18 protein-coding genes are annotated in these 20,244 nt (G+C 55.4%); 13 read left to right on the top strand and 5 right to left on the bottom strand.

Annotated elements, in window-relative coordinates; all coding sequences use genetic code 11:
* Window positions 1-100: 100 nt before the first annotated feature.
* The gene (locus G5574_RS10025) at window positions 101-1,408 is read left to right on the top strand and encodes an MFS transporter (RefSeq protein WP_033739750.1); all 1,308 of its coding nucleotides are present in this window, start codon (window positions 101-103) and stop codon (window positions 1,406-1,408) included.
* Between the two features lie 10 nt (window positions 1,409-1,418).
* Window positions 1,419-3,782, top strand: a complete 2,364-nt coding sequence (locus G5574_RS10020) for a glycoside hydrolase family 31 protein (protein WP_164482564.1) — start codon at window positions 1,419-1,421, stop codon at window positions 3,780-3,782.
* A 70-nt stretch (window positions 3,783-3,852) separates the two neighbouring features.
* On the opposite strand, the gene ftnA is transcribed toward G5574_RS10020, so the two are convergent.
* Window positions 3,853-4,359: a non-heme ferritin gene (gene ftnA / locus G5574_RS10015; protein WP_006117595.1), complete on the bottom strand. Its 507-nt coding sequence runs from the start codon at window positions 4,357-4,359 to the stop codon at window positions 3,853-3,855.
* 423 nt (window positions 4,360-4,782) lie between these two features.
* Between ftnA and G5574_RS10010 the strand changes: the two genes are divergently transcribed.
* From G5574_RS10010 to mrdA, 11 genes are all read left to right on the top strand, one after another.
* Window positions 4,783-5,382 carry a pentapeptide repeat-containing protein gene (locus tag G5574_RS10010; RefSeq protein WP_164483222.1) on the top strand — a complete coding sequence of 200 codons (600 nt, stop codon included), beginning with the start codon at window positions 4,783-4,785 and terminating at the stop codon, window positions 5,380-5,382.
* A 347-nt stretch (window positions 5,383-5,729) separates the two neighbouring features.
* Window positions 5,730-7,316 carry a peptide chain release factor 3 gene (gene prfC, locus G5574_RS10005; protein WP_039342235.1) on the top strand — a complete coding sequence of 529 codons (1,587 nt, stop codon included), beginning with the start codon at window positions 5,730-5,732 and terminating at the stop codon, window positions 7,314-7,316.
* Window positions 7,317-7,571: 255 nt separating this feature from the next.
* Window positions 7,572-8,186 carry a molecular chaperone OsmY gene (gene osmY / locus G5574_RS10000; protein ID WP_006117598.1) on the top strand — a complete coding sequence of 205 codons (615 nt, stop codon included), beginning with the start codon at window positions 7,572-7,574 and terminating at the stop codon, window positions 8,184-8,186.
* Between the two features lie 99 nt (window positions 8,187-8,285).
* Window positions 8,286-8,447: a DUF1328 domain-containing protein gene (locus G5574_RS09995; protein ID WP_003848537.1), complete on the top strand. Its 162-nt coding sequence runs from the start codon at window positions 8,286-8,288 to the stop codon at window positions 8,445-8,447.
* Window positions 8,448-8,686: 239 nt separating this feature from the next.
* Window positions 8,687-9,736 (top strand): patatin-like phospholipase family protein, encoded by a 1,050-nt coding sequence (locus tag G5574_RS09990; RefSeq protein WP_164482563.1) that lies wholly within the window; start codon window positions 8,687-8,689, stop codon window positions 9,734-9,736.
* Window positions 9,733-10,506 (top strand): TatD family hydrolase, encoded by a 774-nt coding sequence (locus tag G5574_RS09985; protein WP_164482562.1) that lies wholly within the window; start codon window positions 9,733-9,735, stop codon window positions 10,504-10,506. The genes G5574_RS09990 and G5574_RS09985 overlap by 4 nt, the downstream gene beginning before the upstream one ends.
* A 231-nt stretch (window positions 10,507-10,737) precedes the next feature.
* Window positions 10,738-11,517: a deoxyribose-phosphate aldolase gene (deoC, locus tag G5574_RS09980; RefSeq protein WP_033739743.1), complete on the top strand. Its 780-nt coding sequence runs from the start codon at window positions 10,738-10,740 to the stop codon at window positions 11,515-11,517.
* Between the two features lie 59 nt (window positions 11,518-11,576).
* The gene (gene deoA / locus G5574_RS09975) at window positions 11,577-12,905 is read left to right on the top strand and encodes a thymidine phosphorylase (RefSeq protein WP_164482561.1); all 1,329 of its coding nucleotides are present in this window, start codon (window positions 11,577-11,579) and stop codon (window positions 12,903-12,905) included.
* Between the two features lie 94 nt (window positions 12,906-12,999).
* A complete protein-coding gene (gene deoB, locus G5574_RS09970; RefSeq protein ID WP_110268390.1) occupies window positions 13,000-14,223 on the top strand; it encodes a phosphopentomutase in 1,224 nt (407 codons plus the stop codon).
* Window positions 14,224-14,256: 33 nt separating this feature from the next.
* Entirely contained in the window at window positions 14,257-14,970 is a 714-nt protein-coding gene (deoD, locus tag G5574_RS09965; RefSeq protein WP_054633162.1) for a purine-nucleoside phosphorylase, read from the top strand.
* A 205-nt stretch (window positions 14,971-15,175) separates the two neighbouring features.
* Window positions 15,176-17,059 carry a penicillin-binding protein 2 gene (mrdA, locus tag G5574_RS09960; RefSeq protein ID WP_039342248.1) on the top strand — a complete coding sequence of 628 codons (1,884 nt, stop codon included), beginning with the start codon at window positions 15,176-15,178 and terminating at the stop codon, window positions 17,057-17,059.
* Here the strand turns inward: mrdA and G5574_RS09955 are convergent.
* From G5574_RS09955 to G5574_RS09940, 4 genes are read right to left on the bottom strand one after another with little or no spacing between them, the layout of a single operon-like run.
* On the bottom strand, window positions 17,056-17,766 hold the full coding sequence (locus tag G5574_RS09955) for a GGDEF domain-containing protein (protein ID WP_033739733.1): 711 nt from the start codon (window positions 17,764-17,766) through the stop codon (window positions 17,056-17,058). The two genes, mrdA and G5574_RS09955, sit on opposite strands and share 4 nt — an antisense overlap.
* A complete protein-coding gene (locus G5574_RS09950; RefSeq protein ID WP_033739731.1) occupies window positions 17,763-18,167 on the bottom strand; it encodes a DUF1987 domain-containing protein in 405 nt (134 codons plus the stop codon). Before G5574_RS09950 ends, G5574_RS09955 begins: the two co-directional genes overlap by 4 nt.
* The gene (locus G5574_RS09945) at window positions 18,160-18,726 is read right to left on the bottom strand and encodes a SiaB family protein kinase (protein WP_006118245.1); all 567 of its coding nucleotides are present in this window, start codon (window positions 18,724-18,726) and stop codon (window positions 18,160-18,162) included. The genes G5574_RS09950 and G5574_RS09945 overlap by 8 nt, the downstream gene beginning before the upstream one ends.
* 16 nt (window positions 18,727-18,742) lie before the next feature.
* Window positions 18,743-19,972 (bottom strand): SpoIIE family protein phosphatase, encoded by a 1,230-nt coding sequence (locus G5574_RS09940; protein WP_006118246.1) that lies wholly within the window; start codon window positions 19,970-19,972, stop codon window positions 18,743-18,745.
* Window positions 19,973-20,244 lie beyond the last annotated feature (272 nt).

Genomic DNA, 20,244 nt, shown 5'->3' with positions numbered 1-20,244 from the left:
AAAAAATTGGCTGTACCCACGTTTTGCGCTTTTTTAAGGTCGGGGCAGAGAGAAGTTTGTTCACGGCAACGTGATAATCACTGGCTACAGGAGCGTCATCATGAGTCTCGACTCAACCTCTGCCCGCAGCGCATCGCGCCCGCTGCGGATCATAAAAAATCTGCGCTGGTGGATGCTGGGCATGTTTCTGCTTGGCGTGACGGTGAACTACATCACCCGAAACTCCCTGGGCATTCTGGCCCCTGAACTGAAAAACACCCTGAATATGAGCACCGAGCAATATTCCTGGGTCGTTGCCGCCTTCCAGCTGGCCTACACGTTGTTTCAGCCCGTGTGCGGTTGGTTAATCGATGTCATCGGTCTGAAGATGGGCTTTCTGATTTGCGCCGTCATCTGGTCGATCACCTGCCTGCTGCACGCCGGGGCGGGAAGCTGGCTGCATCTGGCGTTGCTGCGCTTTGTGATGGGTGCCTCCGAAGCGGCGGCGACGCCGGCCAACGCCAAGGCCATCGGCGAGTGGTTTCCGAAAAAGGAACGTCCGGTTGCGGCAGGCTGGGCGGGCGTGGGGTTCTCTATTGGCGCGATGCTGGCACCGCCCATCATCTATGTCGCCCATATCTCCTTTGGCTGGCAGGGCGCGTTCCTGCTGACCGGCGGCCTTGGCCTTATCTGGGTCGCGCTCTGGTGGTGGGGTTATCACTCACCGGAACGCCATCCTCGTTTGTCGGATGAAGAGCGGGATTTTATTACGCAGGACAAGGAAGTCATCGGTGAAAAGTTACCGTTCTTTACCGCGCTGAAAGTCATCGGCAAAGAAAAGAAATTCTATGGCATTGCCATTCCGGCCTTTTTAGCCGAACCCGCCTGGGCCGTGCTGAGCTTTTGGGTGCCGCTCTACCTCGCCAATGAACGCGGCATGGATCTGAAACAGATCGTGATGTTTGCCTGGCTGCCCTTCCTGGCGGCAGATATTGGCAGCGTGGCCAGTGGTTATCTGACCAAAATTTATGTGCGCTGGTTTGGCTGCACCCGGGTGAACTCGATCGTCGCCAGTTCGATCACCGGTGCGGTGCTGATGATCTCGCTGGCGTTAATGACGCTGGTTAAAGATCCCTACCTGGCCATCGCGCTGATCTCCATTGGTGGCTTCGGTCATCAGGTGATCTCCTGCATGTTGAGTGCGCTGGTGGTGGAGCGTTTTGATCGCCGTCAGATGGCGACGGTCAACGGCATGCGCGGATCCTGCGCCTGGATCGCCAGCTTTATCTTCTCGCTGATTATCGGCGTCACCGCCGACACGATTGGCTTCAATCCCCTGTTTATTGCCATGGGTTTCTTTGACCTGATTGGCGCGGTTTTCCTGGTGATGTTTATCGCCGAACGCCGCCAGAATATTGCTAAAAATTGAGGATAACCTGATGAAAACGCTTAAGACATGGACGCTCCATCAGCAGGCAGCGCACTTCGTCGAACTGAAAACCGAGCAGCGTCACTTTTTACGTATTTACGTATTGGAAAGCGGGCTGATGCGCGTGTTATTAAAACGCGACGGGGAGCTGGCATTAAACCGGACCTGGAGCATTGCGCCTCAGGATGATGTGCCCTGGCAGGGGCGCGATCGGGAATCGCTGGAAGGCTTTTCGTTGCCCGCATTCACCTTTGAACAGGGGGCGCAGTTTGTTCGCCTGGCCACCGACCGGCTGCGCGTGACGGTGCACTCGCCGTTGTACCTTAGCTGGGAGCATTTCGATGGCACAGAGTGGCAGCCGCTGGCGGCCGATCGTCATACCGGGGCTTATCTGCTGAACATGCATGGCGATGGCGTTGAACATTACCAGCGCCGTCAGCCGCAGGATCGGGTGTATGGCCTGGGCGAAAAGAGCGGGGATCTTAACCGGGTTAATCGCCGCTATGAGATGCGTAATCTGGATGCGATGGGCTATAACGCGGCCAGCACCGATCCGCTCTATAAACATATTCCCTTCACGCTGACCCAGCGCGACGGCGTCAGTTTTGGCCTGTTCTACGATAATCTTTCCAGTAGCTGGCTCGATCTGGGCAATGAGCTGGATAACTACCATCTGCCTTATCGCCGCTATCGTGCAGAGGCGGGCGATCTGGATTACTACATGATGCTGGGGCCGACGCTGCTGGATGTGACCAAGGCGTTTGTGCGCCTGACGGGCCGAACGCTCTTTCAGCCAAAATGGAGCCTGGGCTATAGCGGATCCACCATGCACTACACCGATGCGCCGGATGCGCAACACCAGCTGCTCTCCTTCATCCAGCTGTGCCGTGAGCATGAGATCCCCTGTGATTCGTTCCAGCTGTCATCCGGTTATACCTCGATTAATAACAAGCGCTATGTCTTTAACTGGAACTACGACAAAGTGCCCAATCCCGAGGCGATGACCGCCGCGTTCCATGATGCAGGGATGAAGCTGGCAGCCAATATCAAACCCTGTCTGTTACAGGATCATCCGCGCTATGACGAGGTGGCGGCTCAGGGACTGTTTATCCGTGATTCTGAGCAGGATCAGCCAGAACGCTCCGTGTTCTGGGACGACGAAGGTTCGCATCTGGATTTCACCCATCCCAAAACGGTGGCGTGGTGGCAGGAAAACGTCACGGAGCAGTTGCTGAAAAAAGGCATCGACGCGACCTGGAACGACAACAATGAATATGAAGTCTGGGACGGCGAAGCGCGCTGTCATGGCTTCGGCCAGCCGATTGCCATTAAGCATATTCGTCCGGTCATGCCGTTGCTGATGATGCGCGCCTCGCTGGAAGCCCAACAGCGTTTTGCCCCGGAAAAACGCCCGTACCTGATTTCCCGTTCGGGTTGTGCCGGTATGCAACGCTATGTGCAGACCTGGAGCGGGGATAACCGGACCAACTGGCAGACCCTGCGCTACAACATCCGCATAGGACTGGGGATGAGCCTGTCAGGATTGTTTAACGTGGGGCACGATGTCGGCGGCTTTGCCGGGGATAAACCGGATCCGGAGCTGTTTGTGCGCTGGGTTCAGAATGGTGTTATGCATCCGCGTTTTACCATTCACTCATGGAATGACGATCACACCGTGAATGAGCCGTGGATGTATCCGGAAGCCACGCCAATGATCCGCGAGGCGATTCGCCTGCGTTACCGGCTGATGCCGTATCTGTATACGCTGGCATGGCAGGCCAGCGCGCACGATGAACCGATGCTGCGTCCGACTTTCCTGGACCATGAGAACGATGCACGGACCTATGATGAGTGCGATGACTTTATGCTGGGACGCGACCTGCTGGTCGCCAGCGTTGTGGAGCAGGGCGCGCGTACCCGATCCGTATATCTGCCCGAGAATCCACACGGCTGGTATGACTGGCATAACGGCAACTGGCTGGCGGGCGGACAAACAGTTACGCTGGATGCACCGCTGGATCGCCTGCCGCTGCTGGTGCGCGCAGGTGCCGCGCTTCCGCTTGGCCAGTGTGAAACCACCACCGATGCGCAACGTGACAACGTGCGTGAACTGCAGGTATGGCCTGCGCCGGGCAACGCCACGACCCACGGTGAGCTGTTTGACGATGACGGCGAGTCGCACGGCTGGCGCCAGGGCAATGCACTCTGGCTGAGCTGGACGTTAACCAGTAGCGCGTCGCGGCTGGATCTGACGGTCGGGAAGCGCGGGGATTATCTGCCAGCATGGCGGGAAATGACGGTTATCTTACCGCCGGGTGAGAAACGTACGTTGTGGATCAACGGTGAAATGACGTCATGCTATCGGCTGGCATAAGCCGTAACGTGTCAGACCGGTAGGGTTTGTCACAATAACCACCGGCCCACCTGCGTGGGCCGGTTTGTATTCAGGCTGAGTGCGTTTCAGTGCTCATGCGTCCCAGGTCTTTATCTACCAGGAACAGGCCATTGCCGCCTTCACCGACCATCGCCAGTTTGTCCAGTACGGTTTTAAACAGCTTCTCTTCTTCATGCTGTTCCGCAACGTACCATTGCAGGAAGTTGAAGGTCGAATAGTCCTGGGTGGTCATTGCCGCATGGGCCAGCTCGTTAATCTTACTGGTGATCAGCTTTTCATGATCCAGCGCCTGAATCAGCACTTCGTTCAGTGAATTGTAGGCAACAGGCGGGGCTGCGATGGTACCCAGCACCGGCATCGCACCGGTATCGCTCAGGTAGTTAAACAGGCGCTGCATGTGTTCCATTTCTTCACGTGAGTGCATTTTCAGGAAGGACGCTGCGCCCTCATAGCCTTTATCGCTGCACCACGCACTCATCTGTAAATAGAGATTCGCGGAGAAAAATTCCAGGTTCAGCTGGTCGTTTAAACGCCCAGTCATTTCAGCAGTCAGCATGGCCGCGTCCTTATTTCATTGTAAATAGACAGGTGATAAGTGATGAATTATGCATCAGGCTAATAAGAAATGTGAAGCGTTTTGTTAAAAAAACACCATTTTATCTGATTGATTTAAAAAGAATTATTTCAACTCTTGAATGCGAGCGATTATCATTGTGGTCTGCTTTTCTGCCTGTGTCTGAGCCAGGTTGTGCCGGACGCGCGGGCGTGAAGGCGGTTTATCCAGTCGGCCCGGATCCGTCAGTGGACCGCGTTCTGCGGCGTTCTGCTACTGTCCGGAAACCGCTTTTTCCCGTCCCGGTGATAAGGTAAGGCCATAATCGCGTCAGGAAGCATGAGCAGCATTACACTGGTGTGCCTGGCCGGGGTTTACTATGCGGAGCGGGGCCTGTGTCTTCGCACGAAAGAGGATGGCGTAAAAATGCAATCTTTGGAAAGCAACACTGAATACTATGATGCGTGTTTTACCACCTGCGATCTCAGCGAACGGGTGCTCACGCAGGCGCATTTTGAAGACTGTGAATTTACGCACGTTAACTTTACCTCGGCGCGCTTTTCAGCCTGTAAATTCATTAACTGCGTCTTTACGCACTGTAACCTCAGTCTGGTCGATCCGTCCGGCACCCGCTTCTTTGGCGTTCACTTTAACGACTGCAAGCTGACCGGCATGGACTGGACGAAAGCCTGGTGGCCTGATTTTTACCTGGACCATGAATTGCACTTTTCAACGTGTATCCTGACCAGCGGATCGTTTTTTGGTCTGCGGCTACACGGCGTGAAAATGGAAGGATGCAAACTGATCGAGGTGGATTTCAGAGAGTGCGATTTAACGGGTGCCGCGCTGACCGAGTGTGACATGACGAGCAGCCTGTTTCATCACACCGTGCTGCGCGGGGCCGATCTGACGGAATCCTGGCATTACGCCATCAACATCTTTAACAACACAGTCGAAAAAGCCCGCTTTTCGCGGCTGGAGGCGGTTTGCCTGCTGGAAAGTCTGGGCATTGAGCTGGTGGATTAACCCGCTGGCGAGGCGGCGGGATGAATACCGTAAAGACGGGAGAAAACCCGGCGTCATTTCCCCCGCGTTGGCTTCACCAGCAGCCATCTGCTGCACGGTGACCCGCTGTTTGCCGGTGGCGCGACTTTCTCTTCCGTCCGCTGTAGGCCAATAGCGCAAAATATTGTATGCTATGCCGCCTTAAAGTTGACCAGGTAACCGGAATCACGCCAATGTAACTTTGCGCTCATCCCGCGACGACAGAAAGTCGCATCTGGCACCGTTTACTCGCCGGTAAAATTCTGCCGGCCACCGTGATTTATCTGCTGCGCCTGAGAGTGCGTGGCTACGTTGAGAAGAATTCACTCATGTCTAATCCCTTTTTAGAAGAGGTGGCACGCCGCCGCACCTTCGCGATTATCTCGCACCCGGATGCCGGTAAAACCACCATCACCGAAAAAGTTCTGCTGTTCGGACAGGCTATCCAGACCGCCGGTACGGTAAAAGGCCGTGGCTCTAACCAGCACGCAAAATCCGACTGGATGGAGATGGAAAAGCAGCGTGGTATTTCGATTACTACCTCCGTTATGCAGTTTCCCTATCGTGACAGCCTGGTAAACCTGCTGGATACACCGGGGCACGAAGACTTCTCCGAGGATACCTATCGTACGCTGACGGCGGTCGACTGCTGCCTGATGGTGATCGATGCGGCGAAAGGCGTCGAGGATCGTACCCGTAAGCTGATGGAAGTAACCCGTCTGCGCGATACGCCGATCCTGACCTTTATGAACAAACTTGACCGTGATATCCGCGATCCGATGGAGTTGCTGGATGAAGTGGAAAGTGAGCTAAAAATTGCCTGCGCGCCCATCACCTGGCCGATTGGCTGCGGCAAGCTGTTTAAAGGCGTTTACCATCTCTACAAGGACGAAACCTACCTGTATCAGACCGGTAAAGGTCACACGATTCAGGAAGTCCGCATCGTTAAGGGCCTGAACAACCCTGACCTCGATGCGGCCGTCGGGGAAGAGCTGGCCTCGCAGCTGCGTGACGAGCTGGAGCTGGTGCAGGGCGCATCACACGAATTTGAACTGGACGCGTTTCTCAGCGGTCAGCTGTCGCCGGTGTTCTTCGGAACCGCACTGGGTAACTTCGGCGTAGATCATATGCTGGATGGCCTGGTGGCGTGGGCGCCGCGCCCTATGCCGCGCCAGACCGATACCCGCACCGTTGAAGCCAAAGAAGAGAAATTCACGGGCTTCGTGTTTAAAATTCAGGCCAACATGGACCCGAAACACCGTGACCGCGTGGCCTTTATGCGCGTCGTGTCGGGGCGTTATGAAAAAGGCATGAAGCTGCGTCAGGTCCGTACCGGCAAAGATGTAGTGATTTCGGATGCGTTGACCTTTATGGCGGGCGACCGTTCGCATGTGGAAGAAGCCTATCCGGGCGACATTATCGGCCTGCATAACCACGGCACCATTCAGATCGGCGACACCTTTACGCAGGGTGAAAACATGAAGTTTACCGGGATTCCGAACTTCGCCCCCGAACTGTTCCGCCGTATCCGCCTGCGCGATCCGCTTAAGCAGAAACAGCTGCTGAAAGGATTAGTCCAGCTGTCGGAAGAGGGGGCAGTGCAGGTGTTCCGCCCGGTGCATAACAACGACCTGATTGTCGGTGCGGTCGGTGTGCTGCAGTTTGACGTGGTGGTGGCGCGCCTGAAGAGCGAATACAACGTCGAAGCCATCTATGAGGCGATTAACGTGTCGACGGCGCGCTGGGTTGAATGCAAAGACGCCAAAAAATTTGAAGATTTCCAGCGTAAAAACGAGGTCAACCTCGCGCTGGATGGCGGCGATAATCTGACCTATATCGCCCCAACAATGGTGAACCTGAACATCACTCAGGAGCGCTATCCTGACGTCATTTTCCGCAAAACCCGCGAGCACTAATCGCGTTTTCCGGGCCATTCTCCCTGGGAATGGCCCGGTTTCCCACGATACAGAACCCTCCTAAAACACGCTTTTTCCTCGCTTTTGACGCACGATCAACCAGTTACCCGAGCAAAGTGCCAAATCCCGACTATCCTTATTTCATCGGACGGTTAAAGAGACTTATTTCTCCATGCGTCCTGTGCCGCAGTAGCGTTGTTTGCTGCTCTTGCGCCCACAGTCTGGGGCGAATTAACAGATAGAAGGATGATATCGATGCACACAACTAAGCTTACTAAAACATTAATGGCTGCAATGGTAGGTACCGCACTGTTAAGCGGAAACGTCTTTGCAGAAGAGTCCGCGTCTCAGAAAGCGTCACAAACCGCTGACAGCGCGGGCGCGAAAATCGACAGCTCAATGAAGAAAGTCGGTGGCTTTATGGACGACAGCGCGGTGACCGCGAAAGCGAAAGCGGCGCTGGTGGATGACGACTCGATTAAGAGCACCGATATTTCGGTCAAAACCCACAACGGCGTGGTGACGCTGAGCGGTTTCGTGACTTCACAAGACCAGGCGGAAAAAGCCGTGGCCGTGGTGAAGAAAGTGGAAGGCGTGAAATCCGTTAGTGACAAGCTGCACGTAAAAGACGTGAAAAAGCAGTCCATGAAAGGTTATGCCGGTGACGCTGCTACAACCAGCGAAATTAAAGCTAAGCTATTAGCAGATGACAAGGTTCCTTCACGTAACGTGAAAGTTGAAACCACCGACGGTGTGGTACAGCTCTCAGGTGAAGTGGCGAACCAGGCGCAGTCCGATCGTGCCGAGAGCATCGCGAAAGCTATCGAAGGCGTAAAAAGTGTTAAAAACGACCTGAAGGTCAAGTCTTAACATGACTCCGTGCGGCCTCTGTCCGGGCCGCACAAATAAGAATACCCATCCTGGGATGAAACAAGCAGTTCAATATTAAAAATGGTTAAGGAGAGGCTTATGTTTCGTTGGGGCATTATTTTTCTGGTGATTGCACTGATCGCCGCTGCATTAGGTTTTGGTGGCCTGGCCGGTACCGCAGCATGGGCAGCGAAAGTCGTGTTCGTGGTGGGTATTATTCTGTTCCTCATCAGCTTGTTTACTGGCCGTAAAAAGCTATAGCGATGACCCAGACAGGTTAACGCTGGCATAGTCAGCGTTAAACGGAGACCAGTTATTTGTCGCGAAAGGTAGTGTGAAGCAAAGGATGCTTCATATTCGCAACGAAGTGTTAAAAAGCGCAACGCTAATAGCACAATTAATGGACACTCTGGCTGGTTCTCCGTGCTAGTATCGACCCACAATTAACTCCCTGCATTCTCTTCATTCGTATTTCGGGATCCCACTCTGAGGTCGGTACATTGGGTATACGTATTCCCGTGACGCTCGGGGCCATTGAACCCCTTGCACTCACACCGTTTAAAGCCAACAAGATTGCCTTAGTGTGCGAGGGCGGCGGCCAGCGCGGCATTTTCACAGCAGGCGTTCTGGATGAGTTCCAGCGGGCAAAATTCAATCCCTTTCAGTTGCTGTTAGGCTCTTCTGCTGGTGCGCAGAACCTTTCCGCTTATGTCTGCGGCCAACCGGGCTATGCACGTCGGGTGATTACCCGCTATACCACCAGTAAGCTGTTCTTTGACCCCGTGCGTTTCCTGCGCGGCGGTAATCTTATCGATCTCGACTGGTTAATTGATATCACCCGCAGCGAATTTCCGCTGGCCATGACCAGCGCCGAAACCTTGTTTGCTTCGGGGCGGCAATTTTACATGTGCGCCTGTCGCAGTGATGATTATGCCCCCAGTTACTTTGCCCCCACAGCCAGTAACTGGCTGGATATTATTAAGGCTTCCAGCGCCATTCCGGGCTTTTACCGTCTGGGCGTGGATCTGGAGGGCATAAGCTATCTGGATGGCGGCGTCAGCGATGCGATTCCCGTGCGCGAAGCGGCAAAACGTGGGGCCGATACCATTGTGGTCATCCGTACCGTGCCGTCGCAGATGTTCGATGTGCCCCGTTGGGTGACCCGTATGGAACGCTGGTTCAGCGGCGGGGCGCTGCAGCCAATGATCAAGATTCTGCACCATCACGAGCAGACCTATCGCGAAACCCAGCAGTTTATTGAAAAGCCGCCGGGTGATTTACGTATCATCGAAATCTTCCCGCCGCGCGTGTTAGCCAGTAACGCACTGGGCAGTCGTATTGCCGCGTTGAATCAGGATTACCATCTGGGGCGCCGCTGTGGTCGCTACTTTATTGCCACGCTGGGGCAATGGCTGAGCGATGCCGAGCCCCACACAGGGCTGGATATTGTGGTCCCTTCTGCGCCGGTGGCAAATGAGCCGGGGGATATCGCTCCGGTCATCCCGCTGACCGGCAACGATGGCACTTATGGCGAGGGTTCGATGACATGAGGTTCGTTGATACCCACTGTCACTTTGATTTTCCGCCGTTTGTGGACGCGGCCGACGTCAGTCTGCGCCAGGCTGCGGACGCGGGCGTAGTAAAAATTATTGTGCCATCGGTCGAGGCAGGGCGCTTTGACCTTGTTTGCCAGTTAGCCCGGCAGCACCGCGCGTTATATGCCGCACTCGGCCTGCATCCGATTGTGACGGAGCAGCACGAGGAGCAGCACCTCGCTCAGCTTGAAAGCCTGTTACAACAGCGGCCCCCAAAGCTGGTGGCCCTCGGTGAGATCGGCCTGGATCTGTATCGGGACGATCCGCAGTTTGATAAGCAAACCTTTTTCCTGGATGCGCAACTGAAGCTGGCGAAACGTTACGATCTGCCGGTGATCCTGCATTCGCGCCGCACGCACGATCAGCTGGCACTGCATCTGCGTCGGCAGGCTGTGCCACGGCGCGGCGTCGTACACGGTTTTGCCGGTAGCCTGCAGCAGGCGCAGGCGTTTATTAAGCTCGGCTATGCGATTGGCGTAGGCGGCACGATTACGTATCCCCGCGCCAGTAAAACCCGGCAGACGATTGCCCGTTTACCGCTCTCGTCGCTGCTGCTGGAAACCGATGCGCCTGATATGCCGCTGAACGGCTACCAGGGCCAGCCAAACCGGCCCGAGCGCGCCGTTTTAGTCTGGCAGGTGTTGTGTGAACTGCGTGACGAGCCGCCCGCCGAAATCGCCGACGCGTTATGGCACAACAGTCATGCGCTGTTTTCGCTTGCATAATCCCCGCCGTCACATCGTGTTTTGGTGAAATGTTATAATAGTAACATCCCTGTGGCTGAATTATACTGGCTTCCTTGCGCCATACCTTGCATATAATCTAAATTTTCGCTGAGTGTTTGCAGCCGTTTCATACTTTTATGTGATTTGGTGCACACAAAATGGCCGTTATCATTGTTAATATTATCACATTCAAGGGTGGGCGAACGTTTACCCGATGTTCTGGAGATCACCATGACCGATATTAAACAGCAGGCCCTGCGCGCCCTGAAACTGATGGATTTAACCACGCTGAACGAGGATGACACCGACGAGAAAGTGATCGCGCTCTGTCATCAGGCGAAATCTCCGGTGGGTAACACCGCTGCCATCTGTATTTATCCGCGTTTCATTCCCGTGGCGCGTAAAACGCTGCGTGAGCAGGGTACGCCTGACGTGCGCATTGCCACCGTAACCAACTTCCCTCATGGCAATGACGATATTGAGATTGCGCTGGCCGAAACCCGTGCCGCCATCGCTTACGGCGCTGATGAAGTGGATGTGGTTTTCCCTTATCGCGCGCTGATGGCAGGCAATGCGCAGGTCGGCTTTGATCTGGTCAAGGCCTGCAAAACCGCCTGTGCGGAAGCCGGCGTTTTACTGAAGGTTATTATCGAAACCGGCGAACTGAAGCAGGAAGCGCTGATTCGTCAGGCCTCTGAAATTGCGATTGATGCCGGGGCTGACTTCATCAAAACCTCAACTGGTAAAGTGCCGGTCAACGCCACGCCGGAAGTGGCGCAGATCATGATGAGCGTCATCCGCGACAAAGGTGTGAAAGCGCAGGTTGGCTTCAAACCGGCAGGCGGCGTTCGCACCGCTGAAGATGCCGCTGTCTATCTGCAGCTGGCGGATGACACGCTGGGTGCCGACTGGGCCGATGCCCGCCATTTCCGTTTTGGTGCCTCCAGCCTGCTGGCAAATCTGCTCAACACGCTTGGGCACAGCAGCGACACCAGCAAGTCGGGTTACTGATTCATCCGGGCGGCTCACGGCCGCCTCTTCTCCTCTTTCCCTGACGTAAGGGGGCGACATTGTACCTCGCACAAGAAATCATCCGAAAAAAACGTGACGGCCAGGCGCTGACTGAAGACGAAATTCGTTTCTTCATCAACGGGGTGCGCGATAACAGCGTGTCCGAAGGGCAAATTGCCGCACTGGCAATGACCATCTATTTCCACGATATGTCACTGCCGGAGCGCGTTGCGCTGACCATGGCGATGCGGGATTCCGGCACCGTCCTGAACTGGGCTTCACTGAATCTGAACGGGCCGGTGGTCGGCAAGCACTCCACGGGCGGCGTGGGCGATGTGACCTCGCTGATGCTCGGACCCATGGTGGCGGCCTGTGGCGGCTATATCCCGATGATCTCCGGACGCGGACTGGGCCATACCGGCGGTACGCTGGATAAGCTGGAGGCGATTCCCGGTTTTGACATTTTCCCCAGCGATGACCATTTCCGCCAGACCATCAAGCAGGTTGGTGTGGCCATCATCGGGCAAACTAACTCGCTGGCACCGGCGGATAAACGTTTTTACGCGACCCGCGATATCACCGCCACCGTGGATTCCATTCCGCTGATTACCGCTTCGATCCTGGCAAAAAAACTGGCCGAAGGCCTGGATGCGCTGGTGATGGATGTCAAAGTCGGCTCCGGCGCCTTTATGCCGACCTGGGAAGCCTCTGAGAGTCTGGCGCAGGCCATTGTGGGCGTGGCGAATGGCGCGGGCTGCCGTACCACGGCGCTGCTAACAGATATGAATCAGGTCCTGGCTTCCTCGGCGGGCAATGCCCTGGAAGTGCGCGAAGCCGTGCGCTTCCTGACGGGTGAGCAGCGCAATCCGCGCCTGCTGGACGTGACGCTGGCCCTGTGCAGCGAAATGCTGATTTCCGGCAAACTGGCGGCTAACGAAACCGACGCCCGTGAACAACTTCTCGCCGTGCTGGATAACGGCAAAGCCGCAGAGGTATTTGCCCGCATGGTGGCAGCACAACGTGGCCCAACCGATTTCGTTGAGCGCTACGACAGCTACCTCACAGCCCCTGTGATGAGCAAAGCGGTTTATGCCGATGGCGCAGGTTACGTCACGCAGATGGATACCCGCGCGTTAGGCATGGCGGTGGTTGCGATGGGCGGTGGACGTCAGCGCGCCAGTGACGCCATTGATTACAGCGTGGGCTTAAGCGACATGATCGCGCTGGGCGAGCGGGTGGACGCTTCACGCCCGCTGGCGATTATTCATGCCAGCAGCGAAGCGCACTGGCAGCAGGCCGCCGCCGCTGTCAAAGCGGCCATCACTCTGGGGGACAGCGCCCCGGCGACCACACCGGTGGTTTATCGCCGTGTGACTGAAGCGGGATAACGCGGATAACAGACTGTATACCGGAGACGATTCGGGTATACTGATCTGATCGCTTTTTTTTGACTTGTCGCGCGCGTTAGCGCAGGAGACTGGCATGAAACGTGCTTTTATTATGGTGCTGGATTCCTTTGGAATCGGCGCCAGCAAAGATGCCGACAAATTCGGCGATGCAGGTTCCGATACGTTAGGTCATATCGCAGAAGCCTGTTTTAACGGTAAAGCGGATCAGGGCCGTAAAGGACCGCTGCACTTACCGAATATGACCGCGTTAGGTCTGGGCAAAGCGGCCGAGCTTTCTACCGGGCGTTTCCCGCCGGGACTGGATCCTGACGCTGAGATAAAAGGCGCTTACGCTTACGCCAGCGAACGCTCATCCGGTAAAGATACGCCGTCAGGCCACTGGGAAATCGCCGGTGTGCCTGTTCTGTTCGACTGGGGCTACTTCAGCGATAAAGAGAACAGCTTTCCGCAGGAGCTGCTGGATAAACTGGTTGAGCGGGCGGAGTTGCCGGGTTATCTCGGTAACTGTCACTCATCCGGTACGGTTATTCTCGACCAGTTGGGTGAAGAACACATGGCTTCGGGCAAGCCGATTTTTTACACCTCGGCGGATTCCGTGTTTCAGATTGCCTGCCATGAAGAAACCTTCGGCTTAGATCGCCTGTATGCGCTGTGTGAAATTGCGCGCGAGGAGCTGACGGAAGGCGGTTATAACATTGGCCGCGTGATTGCCCGCCCGTTCGTGGGTGACAAAGCCGGCAGCTTTGAGCGCACCGGTAACCGTCACGATCTGGCCGTGGAGCCACCATCGCCTACCATGCTGAAGAAGCTGGTGGATGAGAAGGGCGGTCATGTGATTTCGGTAGGTAAAATTGCCGACATCTACGCGGAGCAGGGCATCACCAAAAAAGTCAAAGCCACCGGACTGGATGCGCTGTTTGATGCCACCATCCAGGAAATGAAAACCGCGCCGGATCAGGCGATTGTGTTTACCAACTTCGTAGACTTCGACTCTACCTGGGGCCATCGTCGCGATGTGGCAGGCTATGCAGGCGGGCTGGAGCTGTTCGATCGCCGCTTGCCAGAGTTGATGGCGCTGGTCAAAGAGGATGATATTTTGATCCTCACCGCCGACCACGGTTGCGATCCGACCTGGCAAGGCACGGAACATACGCGCGAGCATATTCCGATCTTAATTTACGGCCCGAAGGTCGAGCCGGGATCGCTGGGTTACCGCGATACCTTCGCGGATATCGGCCAGACGATTGCACACTATTTTGACCTGTCCCCCATGGACTACGGCAAGAACATGCTGTAAAAACAGCGAAATTTTTAAAAAGGATAGAGAATCATGGCAACTCCTCACATTAACGCAGAAATGGGTGATTTCGCTGACGTCGTACTGATGCCGGGCGATCCGCTGCGTGCGAAACACATCGCAGAAACCTTTCTGGACGATGCCGTTGAGGTCAACAACGTGCGCGGCATGCTGGGTTACACCGGCACCTATAAAGGCCGCAAAATCTCTGTTATGGGCCACGGCATGGGCATTCCGTCCTGCTCTATCTATGCGAAAGAGCTGATCACCGAGTTCGGTGTGAAGAAAATCATCCGCGTGGGCTCCTGCGGTGCGGTGCGTCCCGATGTGAAACTGCGTGACATCGTGATCGGCATGGGGGCATCCACCGATTCCAAAGTGAACCGTATGCGCTTCAAAGACCATGACTTTGCCGCTATCGCGGACTTCGACATGGTGCGCAACGCGGTGGATGCGGCCAAAAACCTGGGCGTCGAGGCGCGCGTCGGTAACATCTTCTCGGCCGATCTGTTCTATACGCCCGATCCGCAGATGTTCGACGTGATGGAGAAGTACGGCATTCTGGGTGTGGAAATGGAAGCCGCAGGCATCTACGGCGTAGCCGCTGAATTTGGCGCGAAAGCGCTGACCATCTGTACCGTGTCTGACCATATCCGTACCCACGAGCAGACCACGGCCGCAGAACGCCAGACCACCTTTAATGACATGATTAAAATCGCGCTGGAGTCGGTGCTGCTGGGTGATTAATCCCTACGGTGGCTGATCGGCCCCTTTATCCGGCTGCGCATCTGCGGCCGGATGATCCTCTCCCGTTTTCCATTTCGCAACATTCTCACTAAATGACACACTTTTCATCAGGCTTGTGCATCTTCGCGCTGGCACGACGGGCTGATGTCACTATCATGAAGCCGAACAATTAATAACAACACGCCATACAGAAAATACCTGCCTGATGAATTTCCGTGATTTCGACGCTGAAGAGAAGTTGTTTGTCCGCCGTGCCGCTATGGCGTTTGTACTGGTTTGCCTGTGCTTTAGCATCCTGGGTTTTAACCTGTATCGCCTGCAGGTCCGCGACCACAGCTATTATCAGACGCGCTCGAACGAGAATGACATCAAAATGATCCCCATTGCGCCCACGCGCGGACTGATCTTTGACCGCAACGGGATCCCGCTGGTGCGCAACGTGACCTGGTATGACATCACGGTTACCCCGTACAAAGTGGAGGACATGAAGGCGCTGTTGCAAGAACTGACGCCACTGGTTGATCTGACCCCGGAAGATATCGAGCGCTTTCAGCACGATCTGCATCAGACCAGCCGCTATAAGCCCGTCATTCTCAAAGAGGAACTCACAGACGAAGAGGTGGCGCGTTTTTCGGTTAACCAGTTCCGTTTTACCGGCGTCAGCATTGATACCTATCAGGACCGGGAATATCCCTATGGGGCCGATCTCGCGCATGTGATCGGCTATGTTTCCAAAATCAACGATAACGACTACAAGCGGCTGAACGCAGAGGGCATCGCTGAAAACTATGCTGCCGACCATAACATCGGTAAGCAGGGGATTGAGGGCTATTACGAATCCCTGCTGCACGGCAAACCCGGCTATCAGGAAGTGGAAGTGGATAACCACGGGCGCATTGTCCGGGTGCTGAAAGAAGTGCCGCCGGTGGCGGGAAAGAACATTACGCTGACGCTGGATCTGCATCTGCAACAGTACGCGGAAAGCCTGCTGGTCGGGCAGCGCGCCGCGTTACTGGTCGAAGATCCCCATGACGGCTCGGTGCTGGCGATGGTTTCCAGCCCCAGCTACGATCCCAATCCGTTCGTAAAGGGCATCAGCTATCAGGCGTACAAAAAGCTGCTGCAGGATAAAAATTTACCGCTGATCAACCGTGTCACGCAGGGCCTGTATCCGCCGGCCTCAACGGTAAAACCCTATATGGCGATGTCGGCGCTGCTCACGCACGTCATTACGCCACAGACCACCTTTTTTGGCGGGCCCACCTGGACATTACCCGGTACTGACCGCCGCTATCGCGACTGGAAAAAAAGCGGTCACGGTACGCTGGATGTCACTAAAGCGATCGAAGAGTCGGCGGATACCTTCTTCTATCAGGTGGCGTTTATGATGGGCATCGATCGTATTCACACCATGCTCAGTAAATTTGGCTACGGTCAGTCCACCGGCATCGATCTGAATGAAGAGTACAACGGACTGCTGCCCAGCCGTGACTGGAAGATGAAAGTGCATAAGAAACCCTGGTATCAGGGCGATACAGTGTCAGTCGGCATTGGTCAGGGCTACTGGATTGCCACGCCGATCCAGATGGTGAAAGCGCTGGTGGCGCTGATTAACAATGGCAGAGTCATTGCCCCGCATCTGCTGGAGAAATCGCAGCTTGGCAACCACGTGCAGCTTTACCAGCCGAAACTGCCGCAGGCGCAGATTGGCGATCCGCATTCCCCTTACTGGTCGCTGGTGCGTCACGCCATGTTTGGCATGGCTAACGCGCCGAATGGCACAGGCTACAAGTATTTCCACACCGCGCCTTATGGCATTGCGGCCAAGAGTGGAACGTCGCAGGTATTCAGCCTGAAACAAAATCAGACCTACAATGCCAAAATGATCCCGGTGCGGCTGCGCGATCATACGTTTTATACCGCCTTCGCCCCCTTTAACGATCCTAAGGTGGCTGTGGCGTTGATCCTGGAAAATGGGGGCAGCGAAGGCGTGCTGGCCGCGCCGGTAATGCGGCAGCTTCTCGATCATATTTTCCTGCCGCCCACCACGCCACCGCCCGTTGAGGTTGCCCAGCGTCCGGCCCGCTAGCGGAAAAATACCCGGTTACGTCCGTGCTTTTTAGCATCATAGAGTGCGGCGTCAGCATGCGTATAAAGCGCTTCGAAGTGGGAGCCCGCCGCGCCCCAACTCACGCCCAGGCTGGCGGTGACCAGCCGCTCGGGCAACGCATCCAGGGGAGACGCGTTCAGTGAGGCGAGAATCGCCCCGGCGACAATCACCGCTTCCCCAAGGAACGTATCCGGCAGCATAATCGTGAACTCTTCCCCCCCAATGCGCCCGATGCTGGCAATGTCCGGTGTGTTTCGCTGGATACGTTGCACCAGCTCGCAGATCACTTTGTCCCCGGTGGGATGGCCATATTCGTCGTTAATCCGTTTAAAAAAATCGATATCAAGAATGATCAGAGCGGCGGGGGTTCGCGTCAGTGTGTCGCTGATGCGCTGAATAATGGCGCTGCGGTTCCAGACGTTCGTCAGCGGATCGTGAGTGGCTTTGTACTCCAGCTCTCTCGTCAGCTCAATAAGCTGCTCATTCACCCGGTTTAACTCACGCTCGGCTCGATCGCTGCGCGAGATCAGCCGGTAGGTTTCGCGCATCAGCCGCTGATAGTGGTTATTAAGATCGGACAGCGCCTGGCGGTACTCTTCGGCGTGCAGACAGCTCTGCGCCGCCACATGGCTGGCATGGTTCAGCGCCTGGGTTTCTTCCAGAAACAGCTCATTAAGGTGCGTCATTGGCGCTGTTCCGCATGTAATGTGACGGTCAGGGCGGTGAAATCCAGCGACAGCTCCTCGCCAAACTCTTCTGACACGTCATCTTCAGCGTCATAGAACCAGTTCAGCACAATCTCACAGCCGTTCTGCGCCAGCCTGTTGAACTGATCGAACAGCCCAAACAGCATTTTGGTGCTGGAGCTGTTGAAATAGCTCAGGTCGATATTGACTTCAGTCAGCTGGCTGGCCTGCGGTTGCCAGGATTCCAGTGCACTTTGCAGCGGGCGATAAAAGGCGGCCGCATTTTCCGGCCAGGATTCGCCCCGCAGGGAAAATCGCTGGGCCGCAAAATCAAATTCCACGGCGGGCGTGCATTCGGTGGCGGTGAGATGAATGGTTTGCATAGAGGATTCTTTAGTCATGGCAGATTGTCGCCTTTAGCCAAAAGGCAGAGAGCTCGCTGGCTTCCAGTGGCTGGAAGCAGTATTCCAGCGGTTCACTGACGTCGCGGGCAAGGGTAAGTAAGCCGATATTGGCGCCTTTGCTCCAGACAGGACTCTCTGCGCGTAACCGACTGCGGTAGGCTTGTTTAATTTCGTCTGCGTTCATGACCCGTAACGAGTCCAGATCGCCACGCAGTTGAACGCTGGCATCGCTGCCTACCAGATTGGCACTTTCCAGATAGTAGCGCCCACCATCATAGCGCAGGCTCAGCGATCCAAAACGATAGAGCTGATCGTTGTGGCTCAGCGCCCGGCTGTCCTGCGAGTAGCGCAGGATGTTTTGCGCGATCTCGACAAAGCTGGAGAACAGCCGTCGTCGCACTTTCTGTGACTGCTCGTGGTTCTCCAGAAACAGTTTGACCACTTCACCCATTGCTGTGATGTTTTGCGGCGAAAAAAAGCCGGTGTACTGGAGCGCGATAAGACCAGATTGCGATTCGGTGTTGAACGGCAGACCACGGAGTGATTCGTTTTTCATTTTCTTCCCGGTGCAATCAATAGCGAAAGCCAAACCAGGTGACGTCGTCGCGTCGCGCCTGGTTACCTTGCCAGCTTAAATAGTCTTGCTGAAACGCCAGCGATAACTCCGCCATAGGCAAATGCTGATAGCGCATCAGCAGTGACTGAATACGCTTATTGCCAAACATAATATTGCGCTCGCCACCCGGCTGATCGGTGACGCCGTCCGTCAGCACAAACAGCATATCGCCGCGATTAAATGCCAGGCTCTGTTCCGGCCAGTCATAATCCTCCGGCGTATCGGTATACCCCACGCCGACGCGATCCTGGCTGAGCGCGATGATTTCGTTACTGATGTTGCTGAGCATAAATGCCTGGGTTCGGGCGCTGGCCCAACGCAGTTGATGTAGTTCGGTATCGACAGACAGCACGATGGCATCGCAGCCATCGTTAGAGAGCGAGGTTTGCTGAGACGCATTTAACTGTCCCAGGGTTTGTTTAATATGGTGGTTAAGCGCATGCAGAATGCGGGCAGGCGCCTGCAGATCGGCCTCGCGTAGCGCATTTTCCAGCGCAGACTGCAAAATTACCGTCATAAAGGCACCAGGGATGCCGTGGCCTGTACAGTCGGCAATGACCGCCAGCCAGCCGTTATTATGACGGTGAAAGGCGTAATAATCGCCACCCACGCCGTCCCTGGGCTGCCAGTACAGACACCAGTCGTCGAGCAGGGTCGCGATTAGCTGGTTGGATCGGTCCAGCATTGCATCCTGAATCACCCGCGCGTAATCGATGCTTTGTAAAATCTGCTGATGCTGGCGCGCCTGTAAGTCGGAGACGCGGCGGATCAGATCGATCCCTAAACCAATGCCAATATAGTGCCCGTTCTCCGTCAGGATAAAGCCATCAGCGACGGACTTATCGCCATTGGCCACCACCTGCTGCGCCACGCTTTCCAGCGTGTTTTCCACGTCGATCACCAGCGGGAACTTATCCATAAAGGCAATGCAGCTCTTACGGTCATACAGTTCGGGAAAGAAGGGCCGCGCCATCTGCGACAAAAAGATGTGGCGGTTAATCATGCCAAACGGTTTGCCGTTTTCTACCACGGGCAAACCGATGAGATCTTTATGCTCGGCAAACAGCGCCATCACCGCACGGTTATCCGTCTCCGGACTGACAAAAGGGACCTCAATGCATAACACCCGCGCGTCGTAACGACTTGAGGCGGAAACCACAGTATTCACAGAGGCGGGTAACTGCATGATGCGGCTCTTGATTGTCCAGGAATAATCTTAAGAGTAATGAGCGCAGATGACGGATTTATGGCAAAAAAACAGTTAGTAAAAAGAGCGCCGATAAATCGTGGATAAAGCAAAATAGCAGCGAAAAACCGCCAGCCAGGCGGCGTTAGACAGCGTGAAAATCCGGTACCCGAGTTATGCGCCACCGGGACCGGCGGTCAATGTTGCTGCGGTTGATGGAAAAGGCGGCAGTTGATTTCATTTTTGTGAAAAGCGTTTGACGCTGGGGCCTG

It is taken from the genome of Pantoea stewartii, assembly GCF_011044475.1.
GTDB lineage: Bacteria > Pseudomonadota > Gammaproteobacteria > Enterobacterales > Enterobacteriaceae > Pantoea > Pantoea stewartii.
The sequence above is the reverse complement of the archived record's forward strand: the minus strand, read 5'-3'. Positions and strand labels throughout refer to the sequence as shown.

Excerpts from the sequence above, each read along its gene's own strand:
- deoB (WP_110268390.1), top strand. The coding sequence starts at position 13,000 with ATGAAACGTGCTTTTATTATGGTGCTGGATTCCTTTGGAATCGGCGCC.
- G5574_RS09995 (WP_003848537.1), top strand. The coding sequence starts at position 8,286 with ATGTTTCGTTGGGGCATTATTTTTCTGGTGATTGCACTGATCGCCGCT.
- G5574_RS09985 (WP_164482562.1), top strand. The coding sequence starts at position 9,733 with ATGAGGTTCGTTGATACCCACTGTCACTTTGATTTTCCGCCGTTTGTG.
- deoD (WP_054633162.1), top strand. The coding sequence starts at position 14,257 with ATGGCAACTCCTCACATTAACGCAGAAATGGGTGATTTCGCTGACGTC.
- osmY (WP_006117598.1), top strand. The coding sequence starts at position 7,572 with ATGCACACAACTAAGCTTACTAAAACATTAATGGCTGCAATGGTAGGT.
- G5574_RS09945 (WP_006118245.1), bottom strand. The coding sequence starts at position 18,726 with ATGAAAAACGAATCACTCCGTGGTCTGCCGTTCAACACCGAATCGCAA.
- ftnA (WP_006117595.1), bottom strand. The coding sequence starts at position 4,359 with ATGCTGACTGCTGAAATGACTGGGCGTTTAAACGACCAGCTGAACCTG.
- G5574_RS10020 (WP_164482564.1), top strand. The coding sequence starts at position 1,419 with ATGAAAACGCTTAAGACATGGACGCTCCATCAGCAGGCAGCGCACTTC.
- G5574_RS10025 (WP_033739750.1), top strand. The coding sequence starts at position 101 with ATGAGTCTCGACTCAACCTCTGCCCGCAGCGCATCGCGCCCGCTGCGG.
- G5574_RS09940 (WP_006118246.1), bottom strand. The coding sequence starts at position 19,972 with ATGCAGTTACCCGCCTCTGTGAATACTGTGGTTTCCGCCTCAAGTCGT.
- G5574_RS09955 (WP_033739733.1), bottom strand. The coding sequence starts at position 17,766 with ATGACGCACCTTAATGAGCTGTTTCTGGAAGAAACCCAGGCGCTGAAC.
- deoC (WP_033739743.1), top strand. The coding sequence starts at position 10,738 with ATGACCGATATTAAACAGCAGGCCCTGCGCGCCCTGAAACTGATGGAT.
- G5574_RS10010 (WP_164483222.1), top strand. The coding sequence starts at position 4,783 with ATGCAATCTTTGGAAAGCAACACTGAATACTATGATGCGTGTTTTACC.
- prfC (WP_039342235.1), top strand. The coding sequence starts at position 5,730 with ATGTCTAATCCCTTTTTAGAAGAGGTGGCACGCCGCCGCACCTTCGCG.
- G5574_RS09950 (WP_033739731.1), bottom strand. The coding sequence starts at position 18,167 with ATGACTAAAGAATCCTCTATGCAAACCATTCATCTCACCGCCACCGAA.
- mrdA (WP_039342248.1), top strand. The coding sequence starts at position 15,176 with ATGAATTTCCGTGATTTCGACGCTGAAGAGAAGTTGTTTGTCCGCCGT.